At 45.6% G+C, this 25,934-nt stretch carries 23 protein-coding genes; 11 read left to right on the forward strand and 12 right to left on the reverse strand.

The features are described 5' to 3' along the window. Positions 1-308: 308 nt before the first annotated feature. A complete protein-coding gene (locus QUB25_RS01440; protein ID WP_333181743.1) occupies positions 309-6,416 on the reverse strand; it encodes an SdrD B-like domain-containing protein in 6,108 nt (2,035 codons plus the stop codon). 292 nt (positions 6,417-6,708) lie between these two features. Here QUB25_RS01440 and QUB25_RS01445 point away from each other — a divergent pair, with 292 nt between their 5' ends. Further along, positions 6,709-6,960 carry a hypothetical protein gene (locus QUB25_RS01445; RefSeq protein ID WP_333181745.1) on the forward strand — a complete coding sequence of 84 codons (252 nt, stop codon included), beginning with the start codon at positions 6,709-6,711 and terminating at the stop codon, positions 6,958-6,960. 30 nt (positions 6,961-6,990) lie between these two features. On the opposite strand, the gene QUB25_RS01450 is transcribed toward QUB25_RS01445, so the two are convergent. The 3 genes from QUB25_RS01450 to QUB25_RS01460 form a co-directional block, all read right to left on the reverse strand. Then, positions 6,991-7,737 carry a PEP-CTERM sorting domain-containing protein gene (locus tag QUB25_RS01450; RefSeq protein WP_333181747.1) on the reverse strand — a complete coding sequence of 249 codons (747 nt, stop codon included), beginning with the start codon at positions 7,735-7,737 and terminating at the stop codon, positions 6,991-6,993. A gap of 194 nt (positions 7,738-7,931) precedes the next feature. Then, positions 7,932-8,324 carry a hypothetical protein gene (locus QUB25_RS01455; RefSeq protein ID WP_333181749.1) on the reverse strand — a complete coding sequence of 131 codons (393 nt, stop codon included), beginning with the start codon at positions 8,322-8,324 and terminating at the stop codon, positions 7,932-7,934. Positions 8,325-8,361: 37 nt separating this feature from the next. Beyond that, positions 8,362-10,302, reverse strand: coding sequence for an AAA family ATPase (locus tag QUB25_RS01460; RefSeq protein WP_333181751.1), 1,941 nt, complete (start codon positions 10,300-10,302; stop codon positions 8,362-8,364). A gap of 165 nt (positions 10,303-10,467) precedes the next feature. On the opposite strand from QUB25_RS01460, the gene QUB25_RS01465 reads away from it, so the two are divergent. Then, complete coding sequence (locus QUB25_RS01465; protein WP_333181753.1) at positions 10,468-10,569, forward strand: DUF72 domain-containing protein; 102 nt, start codon at positions 10,468-10,470, stop codon at positions 10,567-10,569. A 460-nt stretch (positions 10,570-11,029) separates the two neighbouring features. Here QUB25_RS01465 and QUB25_RS29710 read toward each other — a convergent pair whose 3' ends face one another. Continuing rightward, complete coding sequence (locus QUB25_RS29710; RefSeq protein WP_445251919.1) at positions 11,030-11,449, reverse strand: GFA family protein; 420 nt, start codon at positions 11,447-11,449, stop codon at positions 11,030-11,032. A gap of 178 nt (positions 11,450-11,627) precedes the next feature. On the opposite strand from QUB25_RS29710, the gene QUB25_RS01470 reads away from it, so the two are divergent. Then, positions 11,628-11,786, forward strand: coding sequence for a hypothetical protein (locus tag QUB25_RS01470; protein ID WP_333181754.1), 159 nt, complete (start codon positions 11,628-11,630; stop codon positions 11,784-11,786). A 94-nt stretch (positions 11,787-11,880) separates the two neighbouring features. On the opposite strand, the gene QUB25_RS01475 is transcribed toward QUB25_RS01470, so the two are convergent. Together QUB25_RS01475 and QUB25_RS01480 are read right to left on the reverse strand one after the other, a co-directional pair. Next, complete coding sequence (locus QUB25_RS01475) at positions 11,881-12,183, reverse strand: hypothetical protein (protein ID WP_333181757.1); 303 nt, start codon at positions 12,181-12,183, stop codon at positions 11,881-11,883. Between the two features lie 121 nt (positions 12,184-12,304). Beyond that, a complete protein-coding gene (locus QUB25_RS01480; protein WP_333181758.1) occupies positions 12,305-12,832 on the reverse strand; it encodes a GNAT family N-acetyltransferase in 528 nt (175 codons plus the stop codon). A gap of 145 nt (positions 12,833-12,977) precedes the next feature. Between QUB25_RS01480 and QUB25_RS01485 the strand changes: the two genes are divergently transcribed. The 4 genes from QUB25_RS01485 (at position 12,978) to QUB25_RS01500 (ending at position 19,818) form a co-directional block, all read left to right on the forward strand. Next, a complete protein-coding gene (locus QUB25_RS01485; RefSeq protein WP_333181760.1) occupies positions 12,978-13,286 on the forward strand; it encodes a nucleotidyltransferase family protein in 309 nt (102 codons plus the stop codon). Next, positions 13,283-13,624 (forward strand): HepT-like ribonuclease domain-containing protein, encoded by a 342-nt coding sequence (locus tag QUB25_RS01490; RefSeq protein ID WP_333181762.1) that lies wholly within the window; start codon positions 13,283-13,285, stop codon positions 13,622-13,624. Before QUB25_RS01485 ends, QUB25_RS01490 begins: the two co-directional genes overlap by 4 nt. A 235-nt stretch (positions 13,625-13,859) precedes the next feature. Continuing rightward, on the forward strand, positions 13,860-14,312 hold the full coding sequence (locus tag QUB25_RS01495; protein ID WP_333181764.1) for a hypothetical protein: 453 nt from the start codon (positions 13,860-13,862) through the stop codon (positions 14,310-14,312). A gap of 181 nt (positions 14,313-14,493) precedes the next feature. After that, the gene (locus tag QUB25_RS01500) at positions 14,494-19,818 is read left to right on the forward strand and encodes an AAA family ATPase (RefSeq protein WP_333181766.1); all 5,325 of its coding nucleotides are present in this window, start codon (positions 14,494-14,496) and stop codon (positions 19,816-19,818) included. Between the two features lie 286 nt (positions 19,819-20,104). On the opposite strand, the gene QUB25_RS01505 is transcribed toward QUB25_RS01500, so the two are convergent. Together QUB25_RS01505 and QUB25_RS01510 are read right to left on the reverse strand one after the other, a co-directional pair. Further along, a complete protein-coding gene (locus QUB25_RS01505) occupies positions 20,105-20,242 on the reverse strand; it encodes a hypothetical protein (RefSeq protein WP_333181767.1) in 138 nt (45 codons plus the stop codon). 377 nt (positions 20,243-20,619) lie between these two features. Further along, positions 20,620-20,853 (reverse strand): hypothetical protein, encoded by a 234-nt coding sequence (locus QUB25_RS01510; RefSeq protein ID WP_333181769.1) that lies wholly within the window; start codon positions 20,851-20,853, stop codon positions 20,620-20,622. Positions 20,854-20,958: 105 nt separating this feature from the next. Between QUB25_RS01510 and QUB25_RS01515 the strand changes: the two genes are divergently transcribed. Beyond that, a complete protein-coding gene (locus QUB25_RS01515; RefSeq protein ID WP_333181770.1) occupies positions 20,959-21,390 on the forward strand; it encodes a hypothetical protein in 432 nt (143 codons plus the stop codon). A gap of 129 nt (positions 21,391-21,519) precedes the next feature. Beyond that, entirely contained in the window at positions 21,520-22,167 is a 648-nt protein-coding gene (locus QUB25_RS01520) for a hypothetical protein (RefSeq protein ID WP_333181772.1), read from the forward strand. A 199-nt stretch (positions 22,168-22,366) separates the two neighbouring features. Here the strand turns inward: QUB25_RS01520 and QUB25_RS01525 are convergent, their stop codons facing one another. The 3 genes from QUB25_RS01525 to QUB25_RS01535 form a co-directional block, all read right to left on the reverse strand. Next, positions 22,367-22,849: an Hsp20/alpha crystallin family protein gene (locus tag QUB25_RS01525; protein WP_333181773.1), complete on the reverse strand. Its 483-nt coding sequence runs from the start codon at positions 22,847-22,849 to the stop codon at positions 22,367-22,369. A gap of 139 nt (positions 22,850-22,988) precedes the next feature. After that, on the reverse strand, positions 22,989-23,213 hold the full coding sequence (locus QUB25_RS01530; RefSeq protein ID WP_333181775.1) for a hypothetical protein: 225 nt from the start codon (positions 23,211-23,213) through the stop codon (positions 22,989-22,991). A gap of 452 nt (positions 23,214-23,665) precedes the next feature. Next, on the reverse strand, positions 23,666-24,520 hold the full coding sequence (locus tag QUB25_RS01535) for a hypothetical protein (protein ID WP_333181777.1): 855 nt from the start codon (positions 24,518-24,520) through the stop codon (positions 23,666-23,668). A 32-nt stretch (positions 24,521-24,552) separates the two neighbouring features. On the opposite strand from QUB25_RS01535, the gene QUB25_RS01540 reads away from it, so the two are divergent. Both QUB25_RS01540 and QUB25_RS01545 read left to right on the forward strand, forming a co-directional pair. Beyond that, the gene (locus QUB25_RS01540) at positions 24,553-24,714 is read left to right on the forward strand and encodes a hypothetical protein (RefSeq protein ID WP_333181779.1); all 162 of its coding nucleotides are present in this window, start codon (positions 24,553-24,555) and stop codon (positions 24,712-24,714) included. 216 nt (positions 24,715-24,930) lie between these two features. Next, a complete protein-coding gene (locus tag QUB25_RS01545; protein ID WP_333181781.1) occupies positions 24,931-25,932 on the forward strand; it encodes a WD40 repeat domain-containing protein in 1,002 nt (333 codons plus the stop codon). Positions 25,933-25,934: the final 2 nt, after the last annotated feature.

Here is a 25,934-nt window from a genome sequence, read left to right on the forward strand (position 1 = left end):
CCAATCGATCGCATCATCAGGGAACAGCGACAACTGCCCTGGCGATACGTTAGACTGACCGCGGTTGTGGTAGGACAGATGACACGCGGTACACAGAGCGATTAAGTTTTCCGGGCGGTTAAAACGCAATTAAATAGACAAGTATTCACGCTCGGTTGAATTCACCAATATGTTTCCCATGATTCTCGATGCCCAAACCCATATAGCCACATCTACTGATACTTCTGTGGTAATGTAGCGATATATTAAAGAATGATCGACCTTAATTGACGAGATAATTTAAAAGTGCTATTGAAGCAAAACAAAATCTAAATCGCATTGCCAAAGTTAATTCCCGGCTCGACTTGACCGAAACCCACATTTACTTTGTGGCTTTCCGGCAGCCCCGTACCAGTCAAATTAAACATCCGCACCCCAGAAGGAGTAGACAAAAACAGATATTGTCCGCCATCGCTAACCGACATCCCTCCAGTAACAAATGGCGAGGAAGCATTAATATTTTCACCGATACTTCTGCGGTACAATACATCCCAAGTATTGGTATTGTAAGCAATCAACTCATCGGTAGCAGAATTAGCAGCGTAAAGGATATCCCGCGTCGGATCGAAAGCCATTCCACCATCAACGCTAGCGATATTTTCAACGGCATTAAAATTGCGATCCATTACAGAGATGCCACCGTTTAATTCCATGGCAATTAGCGAACCGTTGCGGTTAACCGCAGATACAGTACCGTCGTGATAAGAGTCAGTTTCATTCCTGGTAGGAAATGTGTTTGTCACAGCATCGTAAGTAAATATCTCGCCTGCGGAACTGTTGGATTCAGTCATGAAAAAGAAACTGCGATCGCTGCTGCGGTGGATGTGGGTATCCTGTGTTATTTCGCCAAATATTGACCCCGCATCCGATCGCTGCGTTAAAGTATCGGTAGCTAAATTTAGTTCCCGGAACGGCACCAAACCCGAACCGCTGTAGCGCGTGCTCACCATCCCCCTGCCGTTAGAACCAATTGCCACGTCCCAAGCACCGGCCTCTCCAAAATCGAGAGTGTAAGGAATATTGGTAACAGTCCCGCTAGCGAGATTTACCTTGCGAATGAAACCTTGCGTCCCGCTGATTTGATTCTCAGCAACGTACAAAGCGCTACCATCTGGAGTAATATCAGCACCGTTTAACGAAGTGCCAACAGCCAGCGGCGCTAACAGTGTTTGCGTAGCGACATCGTATCGCTGCACGGTTCCCGCGCTAGTGGTAATGTAAAGCAAATTCCGCGTCGGATCGAAAACGCGATCGCGACCGTTAGCCACAGGAATGAGAACACTTGGCGGCGCGCCGCTGAGACCGGGGAACGTTTGCTGCCAACCAGGTTGCAGCGCTTCTGCAACTGCATAAGTTCTCGGTCCGGCCAAACCTGCAAAGGAATAATCGCCGTTAGCATCCGTTGTCGTAGAAGTTTCCCCCGCGTCCAATACACCATTTTGGTTGGTATCGAGAAAGACAGTCCAGCCTGCAATGCCAGGTTCGCCAGCAGTTAGTGCGCGATCGCCATTTAAGTCATTCCATTTTGTACCTCGAATTTCGTTTAGCTGTGCAGTTTGTCTGTTGCCAAAATTGACATTCTCAGCCAATTGATTCGCAGCAAGATTAACTGTTTGCGCTTGCGGAACGTTCGACCCCGGCAAACTTAAAACCCGCACGCCGCTTGGAGTTGATAGAAACAGCAATTTTCCGTCACCGCTGACAGACATCACCCCGCTGTCAAACGGTGTAGCCCCGCCGTTAAACAGCGCGGGATTGGGAACATCTTCACCAATATTGAGGCTGAATAACTGAGTCCAAGTATTTGTATTCAAGGCAACAATTTGATTGGTGGTGGAATTCACAGCATAGAGGATATCTTTGGTTGGGTCGAAAGCCATGCCACCGTCCAAATTATTACTGAGGGTGGTAATTTCGGTGAGGTTTGGATTGCGGATTGAAATGCCAGCCCCGAATTCTTCTAAAGCAATTAACGCGCCGTTGCGGCTGACAGCAGATAGAGTACCGTCGTGAAATGTGTTTGTTTCTGCGCGGTTGGGAAAAGTATCTGTTGTACCGTTGTAAGTAAAGATCGGGCCTGCGGAACTGTTGGATTCAGTCATGAAAAACAGAGTGCGATCGCTGCTGCGGTGGATGTGCGTGTTCTGGTTGACTCTGCCAAATACTGAACCGGCTTCCGATCGCTGCGTTAAAGTATCAGTAGCTAAGTTTATTTCGCGAAAAGGCACCGTACCGGAACCCTCCCAGCGCGTACTCATCATGCCTTTGCCGTTAGCCCCGATCGCCACATCCCAGGAACCGCTTTCCCCGCGTTCAAGATTGTACGGGAGATTAGTAACCGCACCAGTGTTGAGGTTTACCTTGCGGAGGAATCCCTGCACGCCGCTGCGCTGGTTTTCCGCAACGTACAAAGTGCTGCCATCGGGGGTAATATCGACGCCGTTTAAGGAATTGCCGACCTCAAGGGGTGCTAGCCAAGCGTTAGCACTAAAGTCGTATCGCTCTACTGTTCCCTTGTTAGTGGTAATGTACAGTCGATTGCGGGTGCGATCGAAAACGTGGTCTCGGCGAGTTGGCAGGGGAATCAGAAAGTTTGTCCCCACCGGTGCGGTGATGCCGGGGAATGTTTGCTGCCAATCGGCTTGCAACTGTTCGGCAACGGTATAGTTGCCAGCAGCCAAACCCGGAAAAGCGTAATTGCCGCTAGCATCTGTAGTCGTGGAATTTTCTCCGGCGTCGAGTACGCCGTTTTGGTTAGTGTCGAGAAAGACAGTCCAACCTGGTATGCCGAGTTCGTTAGTGTCTCGCAAGCCGTTGCCGTTTAAGTCATTCCACTTGCTGCCGCGAATCTCGGCATCGTCGTTTTGAATTGTTAGCACAGCAGTGGGGTTGGCTGTTCCCGCGACTCCCTCGTTAGTGAAGTTGGCAAAGGACAGCGCTACTGTCTCGTCGGGTTCGTAATTGACATCGCCCAATACCTGAATCGGTACCGTTTTGCTTGTCTCCCCTGCTGCAAAATTAACGGTAATTGGTTCTGCTTGCACGTCGCTGCCATTTGCTGCGGGATTGACTGCACCTGCTGCCAGGACTACATCTACACTTGAAGCTGTAGATGTATCTCCCAATCGCGTCACAGTCACGACATTGGCAGTGTTAGCAGCATTCCCTTCAGGCACATTAAAGGTAGATGCACTGAAATTATAGGTAGGGGGAGTATCGTCGTTGCTAATGGCAGCAGTCACCGCGCCTGCTGTGCCTAAAGTGTAGCCGCTTCCTGCTGCCAAAGTTAGTTCGACTGTCTCGTTAGGTTCATTAGCAGTATCGGCAACTAAAGTTAGGGTAACCGCTGCCGTTGCGGAATTCGCTGCAAACGCAACTGTGCCGGTTGTGGCACTAAAAGCGGTAGCACCCGACTGAGTGTAATCATTGGCAAAATTAGCTGTTCCGCCAGCCGAGAAACTCACTGTCAACGGTTGAGACAGTGGCGAATTGATGCTATCGGTGCGGGTAAAGGTGTAGGCGATCGTGCTGCCGCTATCTTCGATCGCGCCCTCGGGCGAAACTGCTAGCGTCACCTCGGCATCTAATGCAGGTGCGCTGACGTTGAAATTGCCCAAATTAACAGCAGTGGCTGCATTGCCGCTGGTATCTAAAACTTGAGATTCTGATAATTGCAGAGTGTAAGTCCCGTTGTCCGCTGCGTCCCAACTGTCGCCGGGGGCGTTAATTTGATAAGTTGCAGTCCGAGGCGTGCCGTTTCCGCCAGGATTCGCGCTTAAGAATGCCACCAACTGACTGAAGTTGTTTGGGCCTGTCACCCGAATGTCGCTGCTATCGAGGCTGCTGACATCTACAGCCGTGTTATCAGCATATTCGACGGTAAATGTCAAGCTATTGCTGCCTGCCGAAATGTTGGCAATTGGGTTTAGCGTTGCTGTGGGCGGGGTAGTGTCAAAAGGTTGGCGTGTTCCTGAAATCTGAAAATCAAAGGGATCTTCATCGCTGTCGCTGTTGGCAAAGGAAATTTGACCGCTATAAGTGCCGATGGCAGTTGCATCGAATTTGACAGAGAAAGTAGTCTCGCTGCCTGCAGTTAGGTTTGTACTGCCAAAACTGCTAACTAAGCTGAAACCCGTTGGCAGGGCGATCGCATTGTTGAGACTCAGGTTGCCACTGCCTGTATTTTTCACGGTAAAGGTTTTGACAAGCTCTGTTCCTAAAACGGCGGTACCGAAATTAACTGTTCCCGTATTGTCTGCGATGTTAGCGGTGCCGTCGAACAAGTCAATTTCTGGAACGTTGTCTGCAATCGGTGTCGGCGTCGGCGTATCGCTTGGTGTCGGCGTCGGCGTCGGTGTCGGCGTTGGTGTTGGTGTATCGCTTGGCGAATCGCTTGGCGTCGGCGTATCGCTTGGTGTTGGGGTGACGGATGGTATCGGTGTTGGCGCCGGCGTCGGGGAATCGCTTGGCGTCGGGGAATCGGTTGGTGTTGGTGTTGGTGAATCGGTTGGTGTTGGTGTTGGCGAATCGGTTGGTGTTGGCGTCGGGGAATCGGTTGGTGTTGGTGTTGGTGAATCGGTTGGTGTTGGCGAATCGCTGGACGTTGGTGTTGGCGTCAGGGAATTGCTTGGCGTCGGGGAATCGCTTGGCGTCGGCGTTGGCGTTGGTGTTGGCGTTGGTGTTGGCGTCAGGGAATCGCTTGGCGTCGGGGAATCGCTTGGCGTCGGCGTTGGCGTCGGCGTTGGCGTTGGAGTAGGCGTCGGGGAATCGCTTGGTGTTGGGGTGATGGATGGTGCCGGCGTAGGCAAATCGCTTGGTGTTGGCGTAGGCGTTGGGGTAGGCGAATCGCTTGGTGTTGGTGCCGGCGTCGGGGAATCGCTTGGTGTTGGTGCCGGCGTCGGGGAATCGCTTGGTGTTGGCGTTGGCGTTGGGGAATCGCTTGGCGTCGGGGAATCGCTTGGTGCTGGAGTGATGGATGGCGTCGGTGTCGGTATCAACAAGTATGGTGGCGGAGTGTCATTATCTGTAATCGCTAAAACAGCAGTATCGCTATACCCAATTCTTACCTTTCCTCTAGGGTTGCTCAAGCGTAAATTAAATAACCCTCCTTCAAATGCGACATCATTTACCAAGGGAACTGTTACTGTCTGAGTGGTTTCTCCGGGGGCAAAATTGACCTCTATGGGGGTCGCGCTGCCATACGAGGGGGATGTCGCTGAGTTATTAACAATAAATATAGTTGCCCCTACAGTTGCATCTAATTCACCACCTTTGCGTGTCACTGTTATTGCAGCGAGCGGCGTGCCGTCTTCTTTTCTTTCAAACTTCGTCTCGCTCACTTCTAATATTGAGCTAATAGGAGTAATTTCGCTGGTAAATTTAGAGGCTGTAATTTCGTTGCTGTTAATTCCTTTTAAAATAGCCAGATACTCGCCAGTCACTCGATCTTGAATTACTGTATCGTTTGCAAAATTGCTGCTGCCTTGATAAATGCTCAAGTCTTGAAATGCTAAGCCGCCGTCCAATCCAATTAAGTCAAATCCTTGACCGAAGTCGCTAATAATGTCAGCATCGGATAGATTTGTGCCGCCAGTAGTAAAAAAGCCGGGAACGTGATCGATTCTGCCGATAACAAACAAATCGCCACCGCTGCCGCCTATTAAAGTATCGCCCCCGTGATCGCCAAAAAGCACATCATTTCCTTCATCTCCAAATAAGAGATCGCTTTCTTTTCCGCCGCGAATTATGTCATTTTGCGTACCGCCGTAAACTGTATCTAAACCTTCACCGCCATGGAGAGTATCATGGTCTTCGCCCTCGTAAATTAAGTCGCTGCCGAAACCAGCAAATATGATGTCGTCGTCGGTTTTTCCATTAGCGGTATCGCTGCCTAATTGACTGTAAAGAATCTCATTAAGTGTTTCGCCTAAGAGTTTATCGTCATCTTTGCCGGCGAGAACGATGTCGCTGCCTTTTTTTTCCACCGAACTGCCACTACCTTCATTGCCATTGAGTTCTTCTTCTCCGCGGCTGCCGATTAGGATGCCAGAATCAGCTCGATCGCCTGCTGGTTGCTTGCTGCCAATACCTCCGAACAAGATATCGTTGCCCAAGTCGCCGTAAATGATATCATTGCCCCTATCTCCGAATACCTGGTCATCTCCTTTTCCTCCGTGTACGGAGTCATTATCTTTACCGGCGTCGATAGTATCGTTATTTTGTTTCCCGTTAATGTAGTCATTGCCTTCATTACCCCACAGCAAGTCGCTTCCTTCGTCTCCAAGGAGTGTGTCGTTACGGCTATCGGCTGGGATGATGTCGCCCAATTGCCAACCAGTCAGAAAATCGTGTTCTTGCGTTCCCTCAAAAGTAGGCATTTTAGGTTCCACCTATCAAAAATCTGAACGATCGATTTTACATCCAGTCAAAACTCATATTATCTAGCTGATCTATATAACGTCAATTAACAGGCACTTATATATCTGATCAGCAGGGCGCAACAGGCATTGCTTGCGATGCCCAGCACTTGCCCTCCTAAAACCCCAATTATCGTACTTAACCACCGCGCCCCAGAGTTTTTGAGTTTGTGACCCCTGGATGGATTCACTAACTTTTTTGTAGAACATCAACAGCAACATCAACAGCGCCATCATCAGCGTTTTGAACTGGGTGCTGTTTATTGAATTGACGATCGCCTGTTGCTGGGGAATTTACCAGGCTTGGACGATCGGTGAAGCAACTGTTGGCAAAATATTCTTACTAACCGCGATCGCTGCAATCATGTTTCGCTTCTGGCAATCGTGGCCACACGAGTGGGTCTGGTTCGCTGTGCTGCCTCAATGCGCGTTCTGGGTGTTTGTTGGGGGATTAGTCCGCTGCACTTCCAAGTGGGCTTTCGAGCAAGCTGTTGCCCGCAACTGATAAATTTATTAAACTCTGTCAAACCGTAGATTAATCTTGTGGCGTTGTTTTATGCTGCGGACTTAAATGCTTTCGTTTCAGCCATCCTCCCCAGCCTAGGGCTATAGCTGCACAGAGCATTGTGGTTGGTTCGGGCACAGGTTCGGTAACGTCGGCGGTTTCAACTATCAGCCTTGGTTGGATACCAGGAAAATTACCGCCTCCCAAGGTGAGGGAACCCAGGTTCAAAGCACGAATGCCAAACCCAGCAAAAGCATCGCGGTTGCTAACTCGCTGATTAACAAACGAAGTTACGTCAAAGTTAAGAATATCACCAGGTGACGAGGATGAGATATCTACAGAACTTAAGAATACTCCCGCCTCAAAATCTGATGCTTCGACTGTTCCGTTTCCTACATAGCCGAAGATACCCAAACTACCAGGGTTAGTGGCGCTCACGCCAAGACCAAATGTCTGAAAAGTGTAAATCTCAGCCAGAAGAACTGCACTGCTAATAACTGTATTAGGGGCGAGAGACAAACTGCCGATATTGAATTCGGCAAACTCTGCTGCTTCCCCAACCGTTCCCCTCACCACAGTATCAAAATTCCCAGGAAAAACCTCATCTCCCCGTCCATCAAAGCTAGTACCGAAGTAGGTGCTAGAATCTATGACTTCAAAGGTGATAGTAGGTGCCAATGTAAACGAAGCTGCTTTAGCTTCGGGGCTGGCTCCCAGAACAAAACTTAGAGCGGTGCAAACAGAGGAAACTGCAATTTTGCGGTAAGGATTTTTCATAAAAACTCAATTGTTTTTTATCGTAAACAACTTGACTAGAAAACCCATTTAGTAATCAAATTACCTAAATACTACCTAGCTTACTTAAAAAACCATAATTCTTTATTTAGCTTATTCAATCTTAACCAAGAAGTTAGCTGCATAAATGCTTTAGAAAGCGTAACGATCGCCATTATCAAAACAGAACCGTCGCGTCAAACCGAATCATCCATCCACCCGCAAGCCGAACAATCCCAATGAACAGGCGGGGTTTCATAGTGGGGGAACGGGATCTCACATTGGGGACACCGACCAGTAAACAGTGGGTGCGTGTCCAAAAGTTCTAACTGTTGTTCTGGTGTCCACCCCTGCCTTGGTTGCAGGATAAGTTCGCCGTTGTAGTAGCTTGCCCCTTCGGGTTCCCATAGTTCCTCCGGTTCAGCATTAGGGTCTTCTCGAAAGTCAATGCAAGTATCGGTGTTAGGGCCTGCGGGATGGACTGCACAGATGAGGTGTGGGTTGCGGGCAAAGAGGAGACATCGATCGCACTCATGGATTTTGGGCATAGCGGGGGTGTAGGGTTTTGGTCTGGGTTTAGTTTCTCGCAAATGGGGGTGTTGGTGGCGATCGCGAATGGGGTTTTAGTCAAAACACCGGTGCTTTACCCGCATCAAGGATACCTTGCAAAAACTGGACTAATTCAGCAAAGCTATCGGAGTTATTTTCAAGCAACCACTCCGTGAGCATTACTGAGTGTTTGGTTTTCCTAAACTCGACCCGCGCTTCCGAGAAATTGGCAAATAGTGCATCTAGAAGTTTGGCTGCATCAATATTTTTGTCAACCCATTGGGAATCGGATAGCTCCTCTTCATTAGAAGTTTTTGAAAAATAATTCTTATTTGATTTATTGGTTGCGAGCCATTCTCGAATTTCTTCCCCGGTAAGACATTGTTTTTGCTCCTTATCTTCTTGATTGAGTACGAATGCTATGGCATCAGGATGCAGCAGGTAATTTTCATACATCCGCCGTTCGATAAATTCAATAGGATGTGGCTTCCTTTTCTTTAGAGTCTCACTTTCCAATTTCGACAAACATTCTTTATCAAATACAAAACCTATAGCAGGAGGGTACAAATTATTTCCACCGCTGATGCGTTTGTATAAGTCAAACATAACCTCAGCAAAATGAGCTTTCTTTCCCAATAAATCACCCGTGTTTTTGATGCTGACAATTTTAGTTCCTGTCAAGAGTTTTGGAGCTAGCTTGGACAATATGAGCGGAAAGCACTGCTCTTCGGTGGGCCCTTCCACCCAGAGGATGCTGTCGGCACCAAAAACATCAGACAAACTCACCCCCAGTTCAGCTAAAAGAGAGCGCTGTTCCCTAATATCTCCCGCATTCATCATTGATGCTTGGGTTTCGCCATCCTCATATCGAAGCTTCACGATAGTTGAGGGATTGGCAGCAGCAATAATCTCAGCCGAATGAGTGGTAATAAAATATTGGTGCTGCGGAAACTCTTTGAGGATTTCTATCAGCTTCTTAGCCGCCCCTGGATGCAAATAAGATTGGGGTTCGTCAATTACGATCGGTCTGGATTGCGGCGAGGTCACTACCCCGTAAAGGATTGCCAACACCTGACCAATACCAGTCCCGCAGTCCGACAAAGAAAATACCAAGTCTTCTCTACCACTTTCTAGGGATTTTGTGGGCCAAATTAATATTTCAAGGTTCGGCCCCTGACGGTTCTGCTTCTCCAGAATTCGAGTCGAAACTAATCCGAACTGTGGAAACATGGTAGAGACGTACCGATTGAAACGCTCGTAAACCTCTTTTTTACTTGGCGACTCCAATAAATGAATAACTTCGGCTAGGTTTGAAGCACTTGAATTGAGCTTTTCATCATTTCCAATAGAGCATTGTCCAACGAACCGCTGGGCTTGAAGTTGGGAAACGTGGTTTGCGAATTCGTCAAAAAGCGTTACGAAAAAATTTTCCCCTATATGCCTGTCGGCTTCATCAGTTTCTTGGCATAATGTAAAGCGATCGTTCGTATCTTTTTTTATAATATTTTTTCTGCTATCTCTATAAGACCCCATGCTTAGTCGGTCTGGTCCGTAGTACGTTAACTCAACAGCCGGATCTAAATCTTTGATTGAAATGCTATCCCGGTTTAGTGAATGAGCCGTTGATTTTGAAACAGTTAACTCTACATCGCTGGGATTGTCCATCCACTTTTGGAATAAAGCCAGCACTTCGGATGCGGGCAAGTACGAATTGCTAGCAGAAGACAATCCTACATAGCAGTTGGGTGATAAATTATCGAACAGGCTGTGAATTTCTGCTTTTGTGAAGATTAAAGTTACATTGGCGACTGATTTTCGGATTGGCGTTGAATTGCGTTGGGGAAGCGTTTCGATACTGCGGTGGGGGCTGGTCTTAAAACTTAGGGTCAAAGCTTCCAATAGCGCTGTTTTTCCTGAATTGTTGGCTCCCACAATAATGTTGATGCCAGGTTGGAATTCTAATACCCCAGAATCTTGGAAGGATTTGTAATTAAGTAATTGGAAACGGGAGATGTACATAACTGTGTTTTTGACGAAACGATACTTGAGCGCTCCGAGCCTGGTGCGGTAGCGAGGCGGGCTGAATACACTTAAATTCAAACACAAACACAATCTGATTGGAGTAACAAGGCGATGATTGTTCACATGGGCACTTCATTTTGGAGTTACGCCCATTGGTAAGGTGTGCTTTATCCTCAACAGCTACCGCCTCGCAAAGAGCTGGATCGCTATACTCAGCACTATCAAGCAGTCGAAGTTAATAGCACCTATTACCGCAGATATTAACAGCAAGACTGAAACGACAAGGGCGACGATCGAGAAGCGCAGAACGATCGAGTGATCGCGGAACCATGATTGGAGCCGTCGAAATCTCACAGCACCCTTCCTCTGATTGTTTGCAGCCTAGGTTCCCAGCATCCCCTACCTGCAAAGTGAAAAAATTCAAATGCTTCAAATTGGTAGACGATTTGAGCTTGTTTTAGTAGGCAATTCTAAAACTTTCCTCTCTCTACAAGAGTAAGTTGAAGGAGAGTATGCGATCGCTTGCATCTGATTTCACACTGTGAATCTAGGAGTCACACTTGACTCTCCAAGCATTGGCCATATCTGCAATTTCTAGAAGTTCCAATTAGAACCTCCAATGATCGGCTTTTATTTTGATTGCAACCTGTAGTTCCTGTCGCATAGCGATCTAACGCACTTGCTCAGCCGACGGCTGGAGGATCTTGTTAGGCACGTTAAAGCTCTACCATGACTCTGGATACTCGGCATGGGTTGGAAGCCCTCCGCTAGCACAACTCCACGGTGCTCTCGATGCCCAGAAAATGCGATCCGTCGGAGTGATAGGCGGTGCTGTATCCAACGAGCCGGCTGGAATAACCACAATTTTGCCGTTGCGCGTTAGACGCGGGAGCGGGCACCCGCAACTACTGCAAAACCATTTGCTGAAGCTAATCGCCGTAGGAAGGTCATAACGTGTGATGCCTTCTTCCCCTGAAAGCCATCGGAACTGGCTCGGCTCAACGGTTAAATTTGTGGCGTGGCCCGTGCCCGTGCCTTTGCGACACCGCGAGCAGTGGCAATGAGCCATTTTCTGGAACGGTGGGTTCACTTCAAAGGTCACAGTTCCGCAAAGGCAACTACCGTGAATGCTGGGCTTATCCATCTGCTCTCTCCTTTTGTCTAAATATTATTAGGCTGTACGATTCTAGCTGTCCACCAAAACTAGATGGATAACGAGAATCGTTCTGTATATCATTCCAAATTTAGTGGATAGGTAGAATTGTTCCGTATATATTAGGTGTTTTCTGGAGGAAAGCCTGAATTCTTCCGTATATCTTCAAATGCAATCGCCTTTCGCTGTAAGTTGGGTTGAGTCTGTCAAGTCCTTGCTGGTGAATCAAGGTAACGTGAAACCAAACATGACTCGATTGGGCGATCGCGCCAGGGTTCGGTGGAGAAGCAGTGATGAGTATCGGGTTTCATACTTCAACCCAACCTAAAAGATCGGGGGATCGCATTAAGTTGAAGGATAGGATGCGCGAGCAAGCTACAAACTGAGATAGCTCACATTCTCATACCTCAAATACCTTGATGCTATTCCATTCCCCACGTATTATCCCAGCTATAGCACTCTTGAATCAGTTGATGTACCGCAGCATCTGCGGTTGAAAATGTACCGCAATTAGTTCTTTTTGTTCCAGATGCCGCATGACCGACATCTTGATACAACGCAAACTGACCGTTCTCAGAATAAATAGAGAGCGTAATAGCAACGCCATTTGTATACTGTTTCCACAAGCTAACAAATGAAGCTCCTTGCGGTATCAGGTTTACATCTTCGACATCACAAATCCATTGCCGCTGTTGCAAGTCTGTCCGCGTATGTTCCTCTATCATTACATTCCATGCTTAAATCGTATTTGAGTTGTATCATTACCTAAACAAACATTAATTGAGCCAAAACTCTACTAGACACGGATTCTAAACAACGATTTACAAGAACGAACGAGCGATCGCATTAATGTTGAAGGATAGAATGCGCGAGCGAAATCAACACATCTGCACAAGCGAGCTTCTTGAAGTATCTGGCGACTGGGAATAGCTCAAAGCCAACCTTTTCATAGGTGTGACGCGCTCTTTCATGACCGGGATCGCCTCCAGTCTCAACCATAGCCACAGACATCCCAGCATCTTTCATCCAAGCCAGAGCGAATTCTATCAGAGCACTACCAATGCCACGACCTTGAAAGTCTGGATCGACGGCAACCATGTAGATTTCACCCATGCTGTCCTCTGAGTGCAGTTTCACTGCTACAAAGCCCACAGTAGAACCGGCATCGATCGCAACCCATACATTCGTGTCTTCCGCAGCACAGACCTCCTCTACAGCTTTTTGCTGGCTGACACGCCAATGATTGGGATAGAATGCTTGGTAAACATCAGCACTCATCGCCTTCTGAATCGAATCAAAGACCGGAGTCCATGCTCGAAGCGAAAGACGAATAACAGCATCAAGGTGGTGAGGGTCGTAGGGTTCAATTTGCATTCCCAGATGAATTCCTGTTAACTCTGAAAGCTTATGAGAGCATACTACAATACTCTACAATGTCTGATAGCTTGGCTTTGAATGCTTACAGATTTAGGCTACTTTCGCTGATTAACTAGCACTGACCCCAGTTGAGGAGGGCTTGATGAAAAAAACAGGATTAGGCATTCAAGAATTGCTGTATTATCAGCGATCGCAAATTCTAGCCATTGCCCAAAAGCACGGAGCCTACAACGTGCGCGTATTCGGTTCAGTAGCGCGGAACGAAGCGACACAAGAAAGCGATATTGATTTGTTAGTGGATTACGATTTAGAGAAAATCACGCCTTGGTTTCCAGGTGGGCTAGTGTTCGATCTAGAACAACTGCTCAATCGCAAGGTCGATATCGCCACAGTAGATATGTTGAAAGAACGGATTCGCGGGCGCGTTTTGCAGGAAGCTGTACCGCTATGAGGCGAGAAGCGGAACGACTGCAAGATATATTAGATGCAATAGCCGCAATTGAGCGATATGCAAGCCTGGGCAGGCAGGAATTTGACAACCAAGAATTGATTCAAATTTGGATTGTTCATCACCTGCAGATTATTGGAGAAGCAACAAATGCGTTATCGTCCGAGTTGACAGGTCGATATCCCCAAGTGCCGTGGGCGCAAATTGTAGCGTTTAGAAATCTGGTAGTGCATGAATATTTCCGAGTGTCGCTGAACCTAGTTTGGGCGATCGTACAGAATAATTTACCTCCGCTGAAGGTAACAGTAGAACAGATTTTACAGGAGTTGCTAGATACGTGAGTTCAGCAGCGTTTCTGGCAGCAGCGTTTTTTATAAGAATTTCTGATGACTCTAAAAGCGCCCCGTGGTCTAATGCACTCCAAGCATCTTGATTCGCCACAGAATGAGGTGGAACAACGCATGAGCGAGGGACTTCAACGCCCCTGGACGATCGATTGGGTATTCTGCTCGTCGTGCACATCGATTGCATTTACTGAAAGCCTTGTAAGCGTTACTGAATTCACTGGGGGTTCAAGTGGTTTTTCGATCGGCTTTCCCAAATAAAGAATACCGAAACAAGCTAACTATCGTGGTAGGGTGCGTGGATACAGCAGCCAGAAGAGCGGCAATTAACCAGGTTCTTGAGTTAAACCAATTCTACAGCCGTTCTGAAATCCCCCGCGTGTGGTATTTGGATTGCGGACATCATGCCGCAGCCCGACAAATCTTGCTGGGCAGTTTTTTGGAAACTCATCCTGACTTCTATCATTTTGGGGGGTTGGGATGTGCGAGGCTGCCATCTCGGATGCTTCAAGCCCCTGACCTTTTGAAGCCAAAACTACAAGAGTTGACAAATAACCTATCTTGTGATGAGATGGCAATGCTGAACTTGCAGAGCGAGAGCGTGAATATTCGAGTGGCGACTGAGGCGGCGGATTACCTTACCGGATGGTTGCGGGTAATCTCCAACGGTTTGCTACCTATTTAGATTTGGAGAGCGGGACGGTGCGATCGCTCTACATTACTCAGCAATCGGTATGGGCAGTAGCAAAAACTACTGCAAGTTAGACAATAACACCCTGCTAACCAGATCAGGGGTCATCCTAAAAAATATTACATTCAGCCGTTATTATCGCTAGTTTATCTTTTTTACTACCCCGATTCGCTCTATGTTCATCCTCCCTGGGTACAAAACTCTTAGGCAGATTTACGAAAGCGCCAACTCTCTTGTCTATCGAGCTATCCGAACGCCAGAAGGTCAACCTGTTATCCTCAAACTCCTCAAACAAGACTACCCCGCCCCTGAAGAATTAGTGCGCTACACGCAAGAGTATGAAATTACTCATAAACTCAAAATCGAAGGCGTTTGTCGTTCGCTCAGTTTAGAAAAATATCAAAACACCTTTGTCATTGTATTTGAGGATTTTGGTGGTGAATCCCTGAAAAGTTGTATGAATGACCGCCAACTTAATCTGGAGGAGTTTTTACAACTTGCGATCGCCACAACTGCAAGTTTAGCCCAAGTCCACACCGCTAACATCATTCACAAAGACATTAACCCCTCCAATATCGTTTACAATCCCGACACGAAACAGCTAAAAATTATTGACTTTGGTATTTCTACGGTTTTATCACGGGAAAATCAGGCGCTAAAAAATCCCAATGCTTTAGAAGGCACATTAGCGTATATGTCGCCGGAACAAACGGGGAGAATGAATCGCTCTCTAGATTACCGGACTGATTTTTATTCCCTCGGTGTTACCTTTTACGAAATGCTGACAAACAAATTACCTTTTGAGACAACAGACGCACTAGAGCTCGTGCATAGTCATATTGCAAAACCACCGTTACCACCTTTTGAAGTCAATCCACAAATTCCGCAAGTTGTTTCAGATATGGTAATGAAGTTGATGGCAAAAAATGCCGAGGATCGCTATCAGAGTGCATTCGGAATTAAAACTGATTTAGAAGAATGTCTGAATCAACTCCATCGGACTGGTAGAATCTCAGATTTTCCGTTAGCTGGTCAGGATATTTCTGATAAATTTCAAATCCCCCAAAAACTCTATGGCAGAGAGCGAGAAATTGGCACATTACTTAAGGCTTTTGAGCGAGCTTCAGACCGAAGCGAAATTATGCTGATTGCGGGATATTCAGGTATCGGTAAATCCGCTTTAGTTCAGGAACTCTACAAACCCATTACCGAGAAGCGCAGTTATTTTATTTCCGGTAAATTTGACCAGTATCAGCGTGACATTCCTTACAGTGCGATAGTCAGTGCTTTTCGAGAATTAGTCAAGCAACTTTTAATGGAATCTGAAGCACAGCTTCAAGAGTGGCGTCAAAAACTATTGGCAGCTTTGGGAATCAATGGACAAGTCCTTATTGATGTCATTCCTGAAATGGAATTGATTATTGGTAAGCAAACTGCCGTACCAGAACTAGGTGCAACAGAGGCACAAAACCGTTTTAATTTAGTCTTTCAAAATTATATCAAAGTCTTTACTGATACCTCACATACTTTAGCTCTATTTCTTGATGATTTGCAGTGGGCGGATAGTGCATCTCTGAAATTGATACAGGTCTTAATAGATGCCAGAGCATCGGGTTTATTTTTAATTGGAGCTTATCGGGATAATGAAGTAATTCCGGCTCATCCGCTAATGCTGACTTTAGAGGAAATTGGCAAAACTGGAGTAATTGTCAATCAAGTTTTCCTTTCAGCTTTGCATTTAACTACCGTCACTCAAATCATTTGTGATACCCTCAACTGTTCTGAAGAAAAAGCCAAGCCACTAGCTGAGTTAGTATTTTGTAAAACCGAGGGAAATCCATTCTTTATGAATGAGTTCCTTAAATCTATCTATACAGAATGGCTGATAGAATTTGACTTTCAGACTTTGAATTGGTCCTGGAATTTAGAGCGAATTCAAGTACGGGGTTTTACTGATAATGTTGTCGAACTGATGGCAAGCAAGATTCAAAAGCTGCCAGATAATACACAAGAGATGTTAAAGATAGCAGCGTGTATCGGTAACCAGTTTGACGTGAAGACGCTGGCTTTAATTTGTGAAAAGTCCCTGAGAGAAACGGCGAACGACTTGCAAGCATCAGTTGCCTCTAGTTTAATCGGGCTTCTTGGCAGTAGGGAGGACTTGGAATTAGCTCTCATGGAGATAGAAGCTGCTAATGAACCATTAGTCATTACCAATTTACTCCTACCAGAATACAAGTTTGCCCATGACAGGATTCAGCAAGCTGCTTACTCTCTAATTTCCGAACAGCAAAAGCCAATTATCCATCGCAAAATCGGGCAAGTATTGTTGCAAAGCACTCCCTCCGACAAGCAAGAAGAGAAACTTTTTGATATTGTTAACCAACTAAATTTTGGTAAGAAACTCATCTCCAATCAGTCAGAGAGAGATGAACTAGCTGAATTGAATCTCCAAGCTGCCAAAAAAGCTAAAGCATCTGCGGCATATCAATCTGCTTTCAATTATCTGCATTTAAGCAAAGAATTACTAAGCAACAATAGCTGGCACAATCGATATAATTTAACTTTAGAGTTACATTTAGAAATTATAGAAGTTACCTATTTAAAAGGCGATTTCGAGCAGATGGATGCTCTGACTGAATTTGTACAAAATAAAGCCAAAAATCTCTTAGATAAAATAAAAGTAATTGAAATAAAAATTATTGCTCTGATTGCCCAAGGAAAACTAGAACAAGCATTAGCTCTGGGGCTTCAAATTTTGAGGCAGCTAAGAGTAAAAATGCCCAAAAAACCTACCCAATTAAATACACTGGTGGGATTTTTGGAAACCAAGGTGGCTTTGTTAGGGAAACGCATCGAGGCTTTAGCCGATCGACCTTCTATGAGCGATCCTTATCGATTATCTGCCCTATCTATTCTATCAAAAATAACTTCCGCTGCTTATATTTCTGCACCCGAACTTTTACCATTAATATCCTTTCAACAGGTGATTCTGTCAACAAAATATGGAAATAGCCCTGATTCTATAACTGGCTATAGCAATTATGGATTGGTTCTTTGCGGTGTGGTAGAAGATATTGAATTAGGTTATGAATTTGGTCAACTCGTTTCGATGGTTCTAAAGCAATTCAGTGCTATAAAATTTCCAACTCACGCACTTATGAATCTCAACTATTATATCAAGCCTTGGAAAATGCCTATTAAAGATATTCTACAACCTCTTTTAGAGACTTATAAAAGCGGGATAGAAATAGGAGATTTAGAATTGTCTCTATATGCCGCTAATGGCTACTGCCACTACTCCTATATGATTGGCTCTGAATTATCTGAACTTGAACAGAAAATAAATTCATATATTGAGCTAGCAAAGCAATTAAAGCAAGGCCAAACTCTATACCACATACAACCGTTTCATCAGGCAGTTATTAATTTAACAAATGAGTCAGAAAATACATTCTCATTGGTCGGCAATGCCTATAATGAGTACAACATTCTACCACTGCTTAAGCAGATAAACCACGGCACTGCAATTTTTTACCTTTACTTGAATAAACTCATTCTATCTTACCTATTTGAACAATATACAGAAGCAGTATCACTTTCAGTGAATGCTGAAGCTTATCTAAGAAATGTAAGCGGGTCGCTTTTGGTTGCTCACTTCTATTTCTATGATTCTTTAGCTCACTTAGCTGTGTATCCAACCGCTGCTAAAGCAGAACAAGTAATTTACCTGAAGAAGGTACTAACTAATCAGAGAAAGATGAAGAAGTGGGCGAATTATGCCCCAATAAATCATTTGCATAAATTTTATTTAGTAGAAGCAGAGAAATATCGGGTTCTTGGTAAAGATGCTTTAGCAATGGACTATTACGATCGTGCAATTGCTCTTGCCAAAGAAAATGAATATATTCACGAAGCCGCCCTTGCTTACGAACTCGCTGCTAAGTTTTATTTATCTAAAGGGAAAGAACTGATTGCCAGGTCTTATATGCAGGAGGCACGTTACTGCTATCAGCTATGGGGTGCTATTGCTAAAGTTAAAGATTTAGAGAAGCGATATAGTCAGTTATTAGGAATAAACCAACCGGGGAAAACAAATATAAAAACTACAATTATTCCAACAAGTGATAATTCGGGCTTAAACTTAGATATCGCCACAGTTATGAAAGCTTCTCAGGCAATTTCCGGTGAAATCTTGCTGGATAAGTTGTTGTCTAACTTGATGAATATTCTCATAGAGAATGCAGGAGCACAAAAAGGTTACCTCATTTTGGAAAATCAAGGACAGCTATTTATTGAAGCTGAAGGTGCAATAGGTTCTGAGCAAGTAACAGTGTTGCAGTCAATTCCTTTAGAGGCACGGCATACCGTGCCTTTACCCGTGGCCATTATCAATTATGTTGCCCGCACCAAAGAAAGTGTCGTTTTAAATGATGCTACTTACGAAGGTAAATTTCTAAATGACTCCTATATTAAAGAAAATCACCCTCAGTCCATTCTGTGTGTTCCCCTGATTAATCAAGGCCAACTCATCAGTATTATTTACCTAGAACATAATTCGGCTACAGGCGTTTTTACTCCCGAACGAGTAGAAGTCTTAAAACTATTATCTGGGCAAGCCGCTATCTCCATAGAAAATGCCAGATTCTACAATAAAATGGCGGAACTAAACAAGGCTTATGAACGCTTCGTGCCACGCCAATTCCTCCAATATTTGGATAAATCCAGCATTATTGATGTGAAATTAGGCGACCAAGTGCAATTAGAAATGTCGGTGCTGTTTTCCGATATTCGTGATTTCACTGTTTTTAGTGAAAAGATGACACCACAGGATAATTTCAAGTTTATCAATTCCTATTTGAGCCGTCTAGAACCCGCAATTACTGAACATCATGGATTTATTGATAAATACATTGGCGATGCGATTATGGCACTGTTTAGCGGCGAGGCTGACAATGCCGTAAAAGCAGGAATTGCTATGCTGCACCGACTTCAAGATTACAATCAACATCGTGCTAATTCTGGCTATGCGCCGATTAAAAATGGGATTGGGATTAATACAGGTTTATTGATATTGGGAACCGTGGGCGGACAAAACCGGATGGATGGGACGGTGATTAGCGATGCGGTGAATTTAGCGTCTCGGATTGAAAGTTTAACTAAAGAATATGGGGTATCCTTGTTAATCTCGCAGCAGACCTTTTCCCGCTTGCAGCATCCTAGAGATTATGCCATTCGTGAGGTCGATCGCGTTAAAGTTAAAGGTAAGGAGGAAGTCGTAACGGTTTATGAAGTGTTTGATGCCGATCGCTCTGATATCAAGGAAAAAAAGCTAGCCACACTACAAGCCTATACAGAAGCGTGTTCCTATTACAACCTCAACGCATTTACAGAAGCAGTGGAGTGGTTTGAAAATTGCCTACAGCAAAATCCCAACGATCGCGTGGTACAGATTTATTTGAAGCGCTGTCAAGAGAAAATTTCATCTACATATAAATAGAGCTTGTAAGTCTACGAATTTTGCTCAATTGACAATGAATACCAGGTGGAACTTTTACTTCTGATGGTACCGGGCATAAGAACACTCTATCACTACCTAGTCCAGTCAATCAATAAACCCTAAAGGGCACCTACCGCCCTCCCATCGAACCAAAAAGCCAAAAATCACTCTGTTTCGCCCCTTATACCTAGACCCTATCGATATATGTAGGGTCAGGCTGAAACCGCTCATCAAAATCCATATCTACATTCTCCCATTGTGCGATCGCTCTCCCCAGTCTGTCCATCTAGTCCACCGGATCGCTACTGGGATGCACGAACGGGTATTTATTCTCATCTTCCGGCGCGATCGCCAACTCAACCAGCCCGGTATCTTCCTCTTTAAACAAAACCGGACTAACGATCGCATCAACCTTTAGATTCATTTCAATCACCTCAAAAACACTTCCAACGGTCAACACTTAACCAAGTTTCAACCTGTTAACGCTTAGATAGTCCCGCCATACCTTTTCAACAATTCCTACTCTCACACCTCAAATATTAGGAGACATCAACTCATAGTCGCCACAATTGCCACCGAAGAAGGACTCAAAATATCCGTTTTCGATGCCGCTTACACCGATACCAAAGGACGAAATGTAGGAAAATTTTTCAACAACTTAGAAATCCTGCGCCACTGAAGTCATTAACGAGCGTCAACCTTGACAAATCCATCCCAAACCTCGCCAATTACGCGCCAGCATCCACGAAGAAAGAAAATGGCATCACGTTGCCTAACAAATCTTACCCAGCACAAGACGGGTTATTTGATTTCGGGGAAGTAGCACAAGCTGAGAACATCCACCTCAACATCACTCCGCACTTTGGGTTTCATCTCGTATAAACCCCGCAGCACGACCTTGACATTAGGAAACGCGAAATACTTAGCTAGTTTGCCGATGCAATGGGGGCTGGGGTTACGTGCATATAAAGTGTAGCGACCGCACTCTTCGAGATTGGGGGCATGAGTTGGTGTTTGGCTCGGTTTCTCCAACAATTGGCGTATTGGTGGCGATCGGCAACAAGTTTGGTAATAGATTGGTCATGGTAACAATAGAAATTGCCAAGCCTGACACTCGGCTTATTTCCGAATATGTTAACCGTGGATAAAAACTTGAAAACATTGTCGGTTTTCCTACCGATTCTAGCACTGGGCATTGTTGTCACACCTGCACGCGCAGGGGGAATTGAGGGAGCATCTGTTTCCTGTTGGTTGTTTCGCCGAGACAAGGTAGAAGTTCAGCAAACCTGCATCTATGAATCGGTTTCTTGGGCTGGAGGCGGAGGAAGGACTTTGCGCTGGGAAGATGGCGGGCAAACAAAAATGACGTGGGGATTACAAGGGCGCGGAGAAAGACCTTGTGCCGAGGATAGCATGAGCATAGATGGTGTCTGCGGTGTGGTATATTTCCGCCATCCCACCACCTTACAGCGGATTTCTGAAGAAGAGAGCTACAAACGCGCAATAAACCGCCAACTGGCCGTGACCTGTGTCCAAGTACAAGATAAATCAATCTGCTGGCTATTTAGATGAAATTAATTACAAAGAGAAGTCTTAAAGTTACATTCGCCGAAGTACCAACAATATATCAAATCTCATACCAAGTTGCGTTCAGACGTACAATCATGAGTGATACCAAGTTGGGGTATAAACCCTAATTCCATGAATAAGAAAAACTTTTTGCTGGTACTCTGTCTGTTGCTACCAAGCCTAGTCATAGGCTGCAAGCAGCCACAAACCTCTCAACAAACATCAAGTCCGTTTGCCGCCACACAAACCACCATCCCTGGTTGGAAAAAATTTGAGGGACGCGGTGCACAATTGCAGTTACCGGAGAGTTATAGCGGCGGAGATCTCAGCCAATATCTGGACGTGGTGGTTCAGAAGCTGGAATCTTTGGGGCCCTACTATCAGCAGATAGCTCAGTATCTCAAGCAGAATCCATCCGCATTCGTCATCTGGGCTTTTGACTCGAAGGTTAGTAAATCAGGTGTTCTGAGTAATGTCGCTCTTGCTGCTGAGCCAGTTGGAGCTACAGTGACAACAGATACATACTTGGATGTACTTACCAAACAATTACCCAGCGAATATCGCGTAGTGGAGCGGAAGCAGGTGACGCTTGACCGCTATCAGGCAGGTCAGATCGTGACAGAGGCCACAATTTCGGGTGTAACTGCCAAACAGATAATGTACACGATTAAGCAGGGGAGCAATATCTGGATTGTTGTATTCTCTACCAGTGCTGAGGAATTTGAACAGCGCTTGCCCTCGTTTCAACAAAGTATTAACACGTTTTCAGTGAGCGATTAGCTCGACTTTTTTCCAGCGAACCTGGAATCAGCGCCGATGCACGATATCTGTAGGTTTTTCGTTCGGCTTTGCCAAATAAAGAATACCGAGAGCAATGGTCACTCCCGGTATCAGCTTTTCCAGTTCCGTTGTTGTTAAGTAAATCCAATCAGGCTCAATTTGGAGAAATTTGCCTCACTCGATTAAGCACAGCCGATCGTTATTGGTTAGCCTGTTCCAAAGCGGGATTTGTTGAAGCTCCAGCAATTTCGGCCAAATTAATCTTGACGACTTTATTGCGAGCTTCAGTCACTTTGGGCAGGGTTAGCGTTAGAATGCCATCTTTGTATTCAGCTTGCACAGAATCGTTTTGAATGTGTGCGGGCAAGGGAAGCACCCGGTGGAATTTGCCGTAGCGGAATTCAGAGCGGACGTAGCCAGATTTTTCTTCTGTGTTTTCGTAGCGGCGTTCACCAGAAATAGAAATTGCTTGACGGGTGACTTGAACGTCAATGTCTTTGGGGTTAATTCCAGGCAGTTGCGCTTTTAATACGAAGTTGTCCCCAGCATCAACAAATTCTAGAGCGGGCATCCAAGCGGCTTCTGAGTTATCTCTCGTTGCTGTCCGTTGGTCAAATACTTTATCGAGTTGCTCGCGGATGGTTTCAATTTCTGTGAATGGTTGCCAATAGCGCATCAACATAATGTGTCACCTCAAAGATTGGTAAGACTTTATAAGTTTGTTTGGGTTGAAGCTCGTTGCTTACAGTTATTATGATGCCGCTTTATAACTGGGAGGAACAGTCAGGAGAACCCAACCCTGTTGGTCGTATTTCCCAGAATTAGTCCCAAACAATTAGATTAATTTGCAGTGAAGAAAACCGTACAAAGCTATTCCTAGAAACCGAAAATGCTGTAGCAACGACATGATGAGCCAGCCGAGCGAACTCTGCACGGCGCGATCGTGGAAGGAAGGCTCGCCAGTGTTGCCAACCGTACCGAAATCCGGTCTGGGTGATGTGTAGCAGGGTAAGGACGTGCTGAGCGGGCGTGAGCTGCTTCCCCATAGCCATCGCTGTATGAGTGCGATCGCATAATCCCACTCTTAAAAACAAAGTTTTGATATAGCTAGCTGCGGGAGTGGGAGTCCCACATTAACGCCTCCACAAGCGGAGTGTTACCCACAGCTAACTAATAAATTTTCCCAAGCAGTAATTCAAAACAGCCAAGACACCTTCATTGTCTAACGGCCCCGCGCTATCAGCTTGAGAATGGCTAGTAAGGTGTTATGCAGAAACAGAAAGTAATAGATACCGGAAGCAGCCAAGCCCCCTAAAAGCATTGCTGGATCTCGCAGAAACTTGGCTATACCAATGAAAACACCAAGGAAAATTGACACAACGATAGCGGTCTGAGGGTCGAACATGAGGAAAAAGACTCCTTTCTCTGAATTATTGCAATCCAGCATAGGTGGTCTGTCCAAGCGTCAGAGGCAATGCGATCCAGATTTGAAGTTTTGTTAAGTTCTGCGGTAAACGCCGCCTGCCTTATCCGCGCAAAGCAATTCCCCATTGTGCCACGCCCAGCCGTGCAAATTGCGGCTAGCTGACATTCCTAAACTCATTACTTCCGACAGCGATTTGTTGTAGGCAACCAATTGCTTGCTGAGCAATGGGTCATTTTTGGCCTCAATTTGGCACGTCCACAGAACCATCCCAATCCAAGAAAAACCAACTTTGTGCCAAACTAAGTTTGTTTTTAATCTCTGCTCCTCTGCCTTCTTAAGTTGTGGGTAAGTGCCATCCAACTTGGCTTGCCGCAGAAGTTGAGTGTACTGCTTACCCACTTGCCTCCACTTTTTCATCGGCACCTCATAGTAGGGTTCCAAGCATACAGAGAAAGAACCATCCACATCTTCTTTTAAAGTCTCGGCAAATAAATCATAGGCTGATTGAAATGGATATTGTCTCAGGCTAGCTTGGTGAAAAAATTTGTACCAAAAATGGGCTAATCGCTTGGAAAAATGCTCCACATAACCCGTCCAGATTTGGAGAAGTGCGTGGCGTCTTTTGACATATTTTTGGGCTACTTTGCAAAGCTCCCACCGAGCTTTGTACTCATTAACGCAGCAGTTCATTAACTCAGCTTTTCGTTGAGAAATCTCTTGCCGTTTTAGAGCTTCCTCAAGCGGGTAATAGTCCTGAACAAACCACTTAGATTTCCAGCACTCAGCCAAAAGAATCTGGGTTTGTCTTGCTTTGTGCCATTCCTCTATCTGAGCTGGTGTCTTAGCTTGCTGTAGAAGGTGATCGCTGGGCAAGCTAGCTATAAGTTGGGCAATTTGCTCGTATATTTCAGGGATTTTTTGATTCATTAGATAATTCGGGATAAAGTGGAGGACTTCGGATGGTACAGACTAGGTGGGGATTGCTCCCCGAGCGAGGAGACAGCCATCGCCTTTGGGGAGTTTGGGCATGGTGGGGCGTGTTGGAGTTTTGGTTGGGTTTGTCTCAAACTAGAATTGGCGGCGATCGCACATGGCGCGCAAGCAGCTCCTGCTCCTATTAGTTTCCTTGCTCCTTCAACATAGAAAAGGCTAAGATGTTCGCGAAAAGCAGTAGATTTAGGCTCACCATTCCGTCGCGGTGGCCTTAAAATTGTACTGTTATTCTAATAAGTTGTGCGGCATCGCAATGGAAAATACAAACTCAAAGCAATCGCCCGCAAAAAACATTGCTTAAATTCAAAAGTTTTCTAAAATGGCTGAACAGGGATGCCTTGAATATGATTCCAAAACAGTTGAAAATCCTGGTTGCTGCTTTACTTACGGTTTCTCTAGGGGCAGTGGTTTCAGTTAAAGCAAATTCTACCATTGAACCTATACAGTCCAGCAACAGCATTCGCCATCGTCTAGTAGGTCATACGGATAAGGTTTTCCGCATAAGCTTCAGTCCTGATGGAAAGACTATTGCTTCAGGTAGCTTTGATGAGACAGTGAAACTGTGGAGTATTGATGGTCGGTTACTCAAAACCTTGACAGGACACAAAGGTATTATCCATAACGTTATTTTTAGCCCCGACGGTCAGATCATTGCTTCACTTAGTGGCCGCGAGTTGAAACTTTGGAGCCGCGACGGGACTTTACTTAAAGCACTAAATCCTTCAGCATTTAGTGTCGATGATATGAGTTTCACTCCCGACGGTCAGATGATTGCTGTGGCAGATCGCGGCATCTTAAAGCTCTGGAGCCTTGACGGTATTTTGGTCAAGACGTTGTTTGCATTCACAAGGGGTAATGTTGTTTCTAAGATCGCATTCAGTCCTGACAGCAAACAGATTGTTACTACAGGAAATTCGGACGACAGCGCACAACTTTGGACGCTAGATGGTCGCTTGGTAGCAACATTGAGCGGACATCGCATGGCGATCGCTGGTTTAACTTTTAGTCCAGACGGCAAGACGATTGCCTCAGCAAGTTATGACGGGACTGTCAAACTTTGGAATTCAGCAGATGGTACGTTAATTAACACGATTTCCGACCACAGTGCAGGGGCAGGGGACGTGAAATTTAGCCCCGACGGTCAGATGGTTGCTTCCAGCGGTGTCCATAGCAAAGTGAAAATATGGAAGCTCGATGGCACCTTAGTGAAAACATTCACAGGACATCAGGAAGCTGTAACTAGCGTAGCTTTCAGCCCTGACGGTAAAACCCTCGCCTCTTCCAGTGCTGATAAAACAGTGATTCTGTGGAATTTGGATTCGGTAGGTGCAGGGAACAATTTCTAGGG

Origin of the sequence: Microcoleus sp. B3-D7 (assembly GCF_036705305.1) — a bacterium.
In the GTDB taxonomy this organism is placed as follows: domain Bacteria; phylum Cyanobacteriota; class Cyanobacteriia; order Cyanobacteriales; family Microcoleaceae; genus Microcoleus.

Bases quoted from the DNA above. Each gene is read 5' to 3' on its own strand.
- QUB25_RS01440 (WP_333181743.1), bottom strand. From the start codon at position 6,416: ATGCCTACTTTTGAGGGAACGCAAGAACACGATTTTCTGACTGGTTGG.
- QUB25_RS01450 (WP_333181747.1), bottom strand. From the start codon at position 7,737: ATGAAAAATCCTTACCGCAAAATTGCAGTTTCCTCTGTTTGCACCGCT.
- QUB25_RS01460 (WP_333181751.1), bottom strand. From the start codon at position 10,302: ATGTACATCTCCCGTTTCCAATTACTTAATTACAAATCCTTCCAAGAT.
- QUB25_RS29710 (WP_445251919.1), bottom strand. From the start codon at position 11,449: ATGGATAAGCCCAGCATTCACGGTAGTTGCCTTTGCGGAACTGTGACC.
- QUB25_RS01470 (WP_333181754.1), top strand. From the start codon at position 11,628: ATGCAATCGCCTTTCGCTGTAAGTTGGGTTGAGTCTGTCAAGTCCTTG.
- QUB25_RS01475 (WP_333181757.1), bottom strand. From the start codon at position 12,183: ATGATAGAGGAACATACGCGGACAGACTTGCAACAGCGGCAATGGATT.
- QUB25_RS01480 (WP_333181758.1), bottom strand. From the start codon at position 12,832: ATGCAAATTGAACCCTACGACCCTCACCACCTTGATGCTGTTATTCGT.
- QUB25_RS01485 (WP_333181760.1), top strand. From the start codon at position 12,978: ATGAAAAAAACAGGATTAGGCATTCAAGAATTGCTGTATTATCAGCGA.
- QUB25_RS01490 (WP_333181762.1), top strand. From the start codon at position 13,283: ATGAGGCGAGAAGCGGAACGACTGCAAGATATATTAGATGCAATAGCC.
- QUB25_RS01500 (WP_333181766.1), top strand. From the start codon at position 14,494: ATGTTCATCCTCCCTGGGTACAAAACTCTTAGGCAGATTTACGAAAGC.
- QUB25_RS01505 (WP_333181767.1), bottom strand. From the start codon at position 20,242: ATGAATCTAAAGGTTGATGCGATCGTTAGTCCGGTTTTGTTTAAAGAG.
- QUB25_RS01520 (WP_333181772.1), top strand. From the start codon at position 21,520: ATGAATAAGAAAAACTTTTTGCTGGTACTCTGTCTGTTGCTACCAAGC.
- QUB25_RS01525 (WP_333181773.1), bottom strand. From the start codon at position 22,849: ATGTTGATGCGCTATTGGCAACCATTCACAGAAATTGAAACCATCCGC.
- QUB25_RS01530 (WP_333181775.1), bottom strand. From the start codon at position 23,213: ATGGGGAAGCAGCTCACGCCCGCTCAGCACGTCCTTACCCTGCTACAC.
- QUB25_RS01535 (WP_333181777.1), bottom strand. From the start codon at position 24,520: ATGAATCAAAAAATCCCTGAAATATACGAGCAAATTGCCCAACTTATA.
- QUB25_RS01540 (WP_333181779.1), top strand. From the start codon at position 24,553: ATGGTACAGACTAGGTGGGGATTGCTCCCCGAGCGAGGAGACAGCCAT.
- QUB25_RS01545 (WP_333181781.1), top strand. From the start codon at position 24,931: ATGATTCCAAAACAGTTGAAAATCCTGGTTGCTGCTTTACTTACGGTT.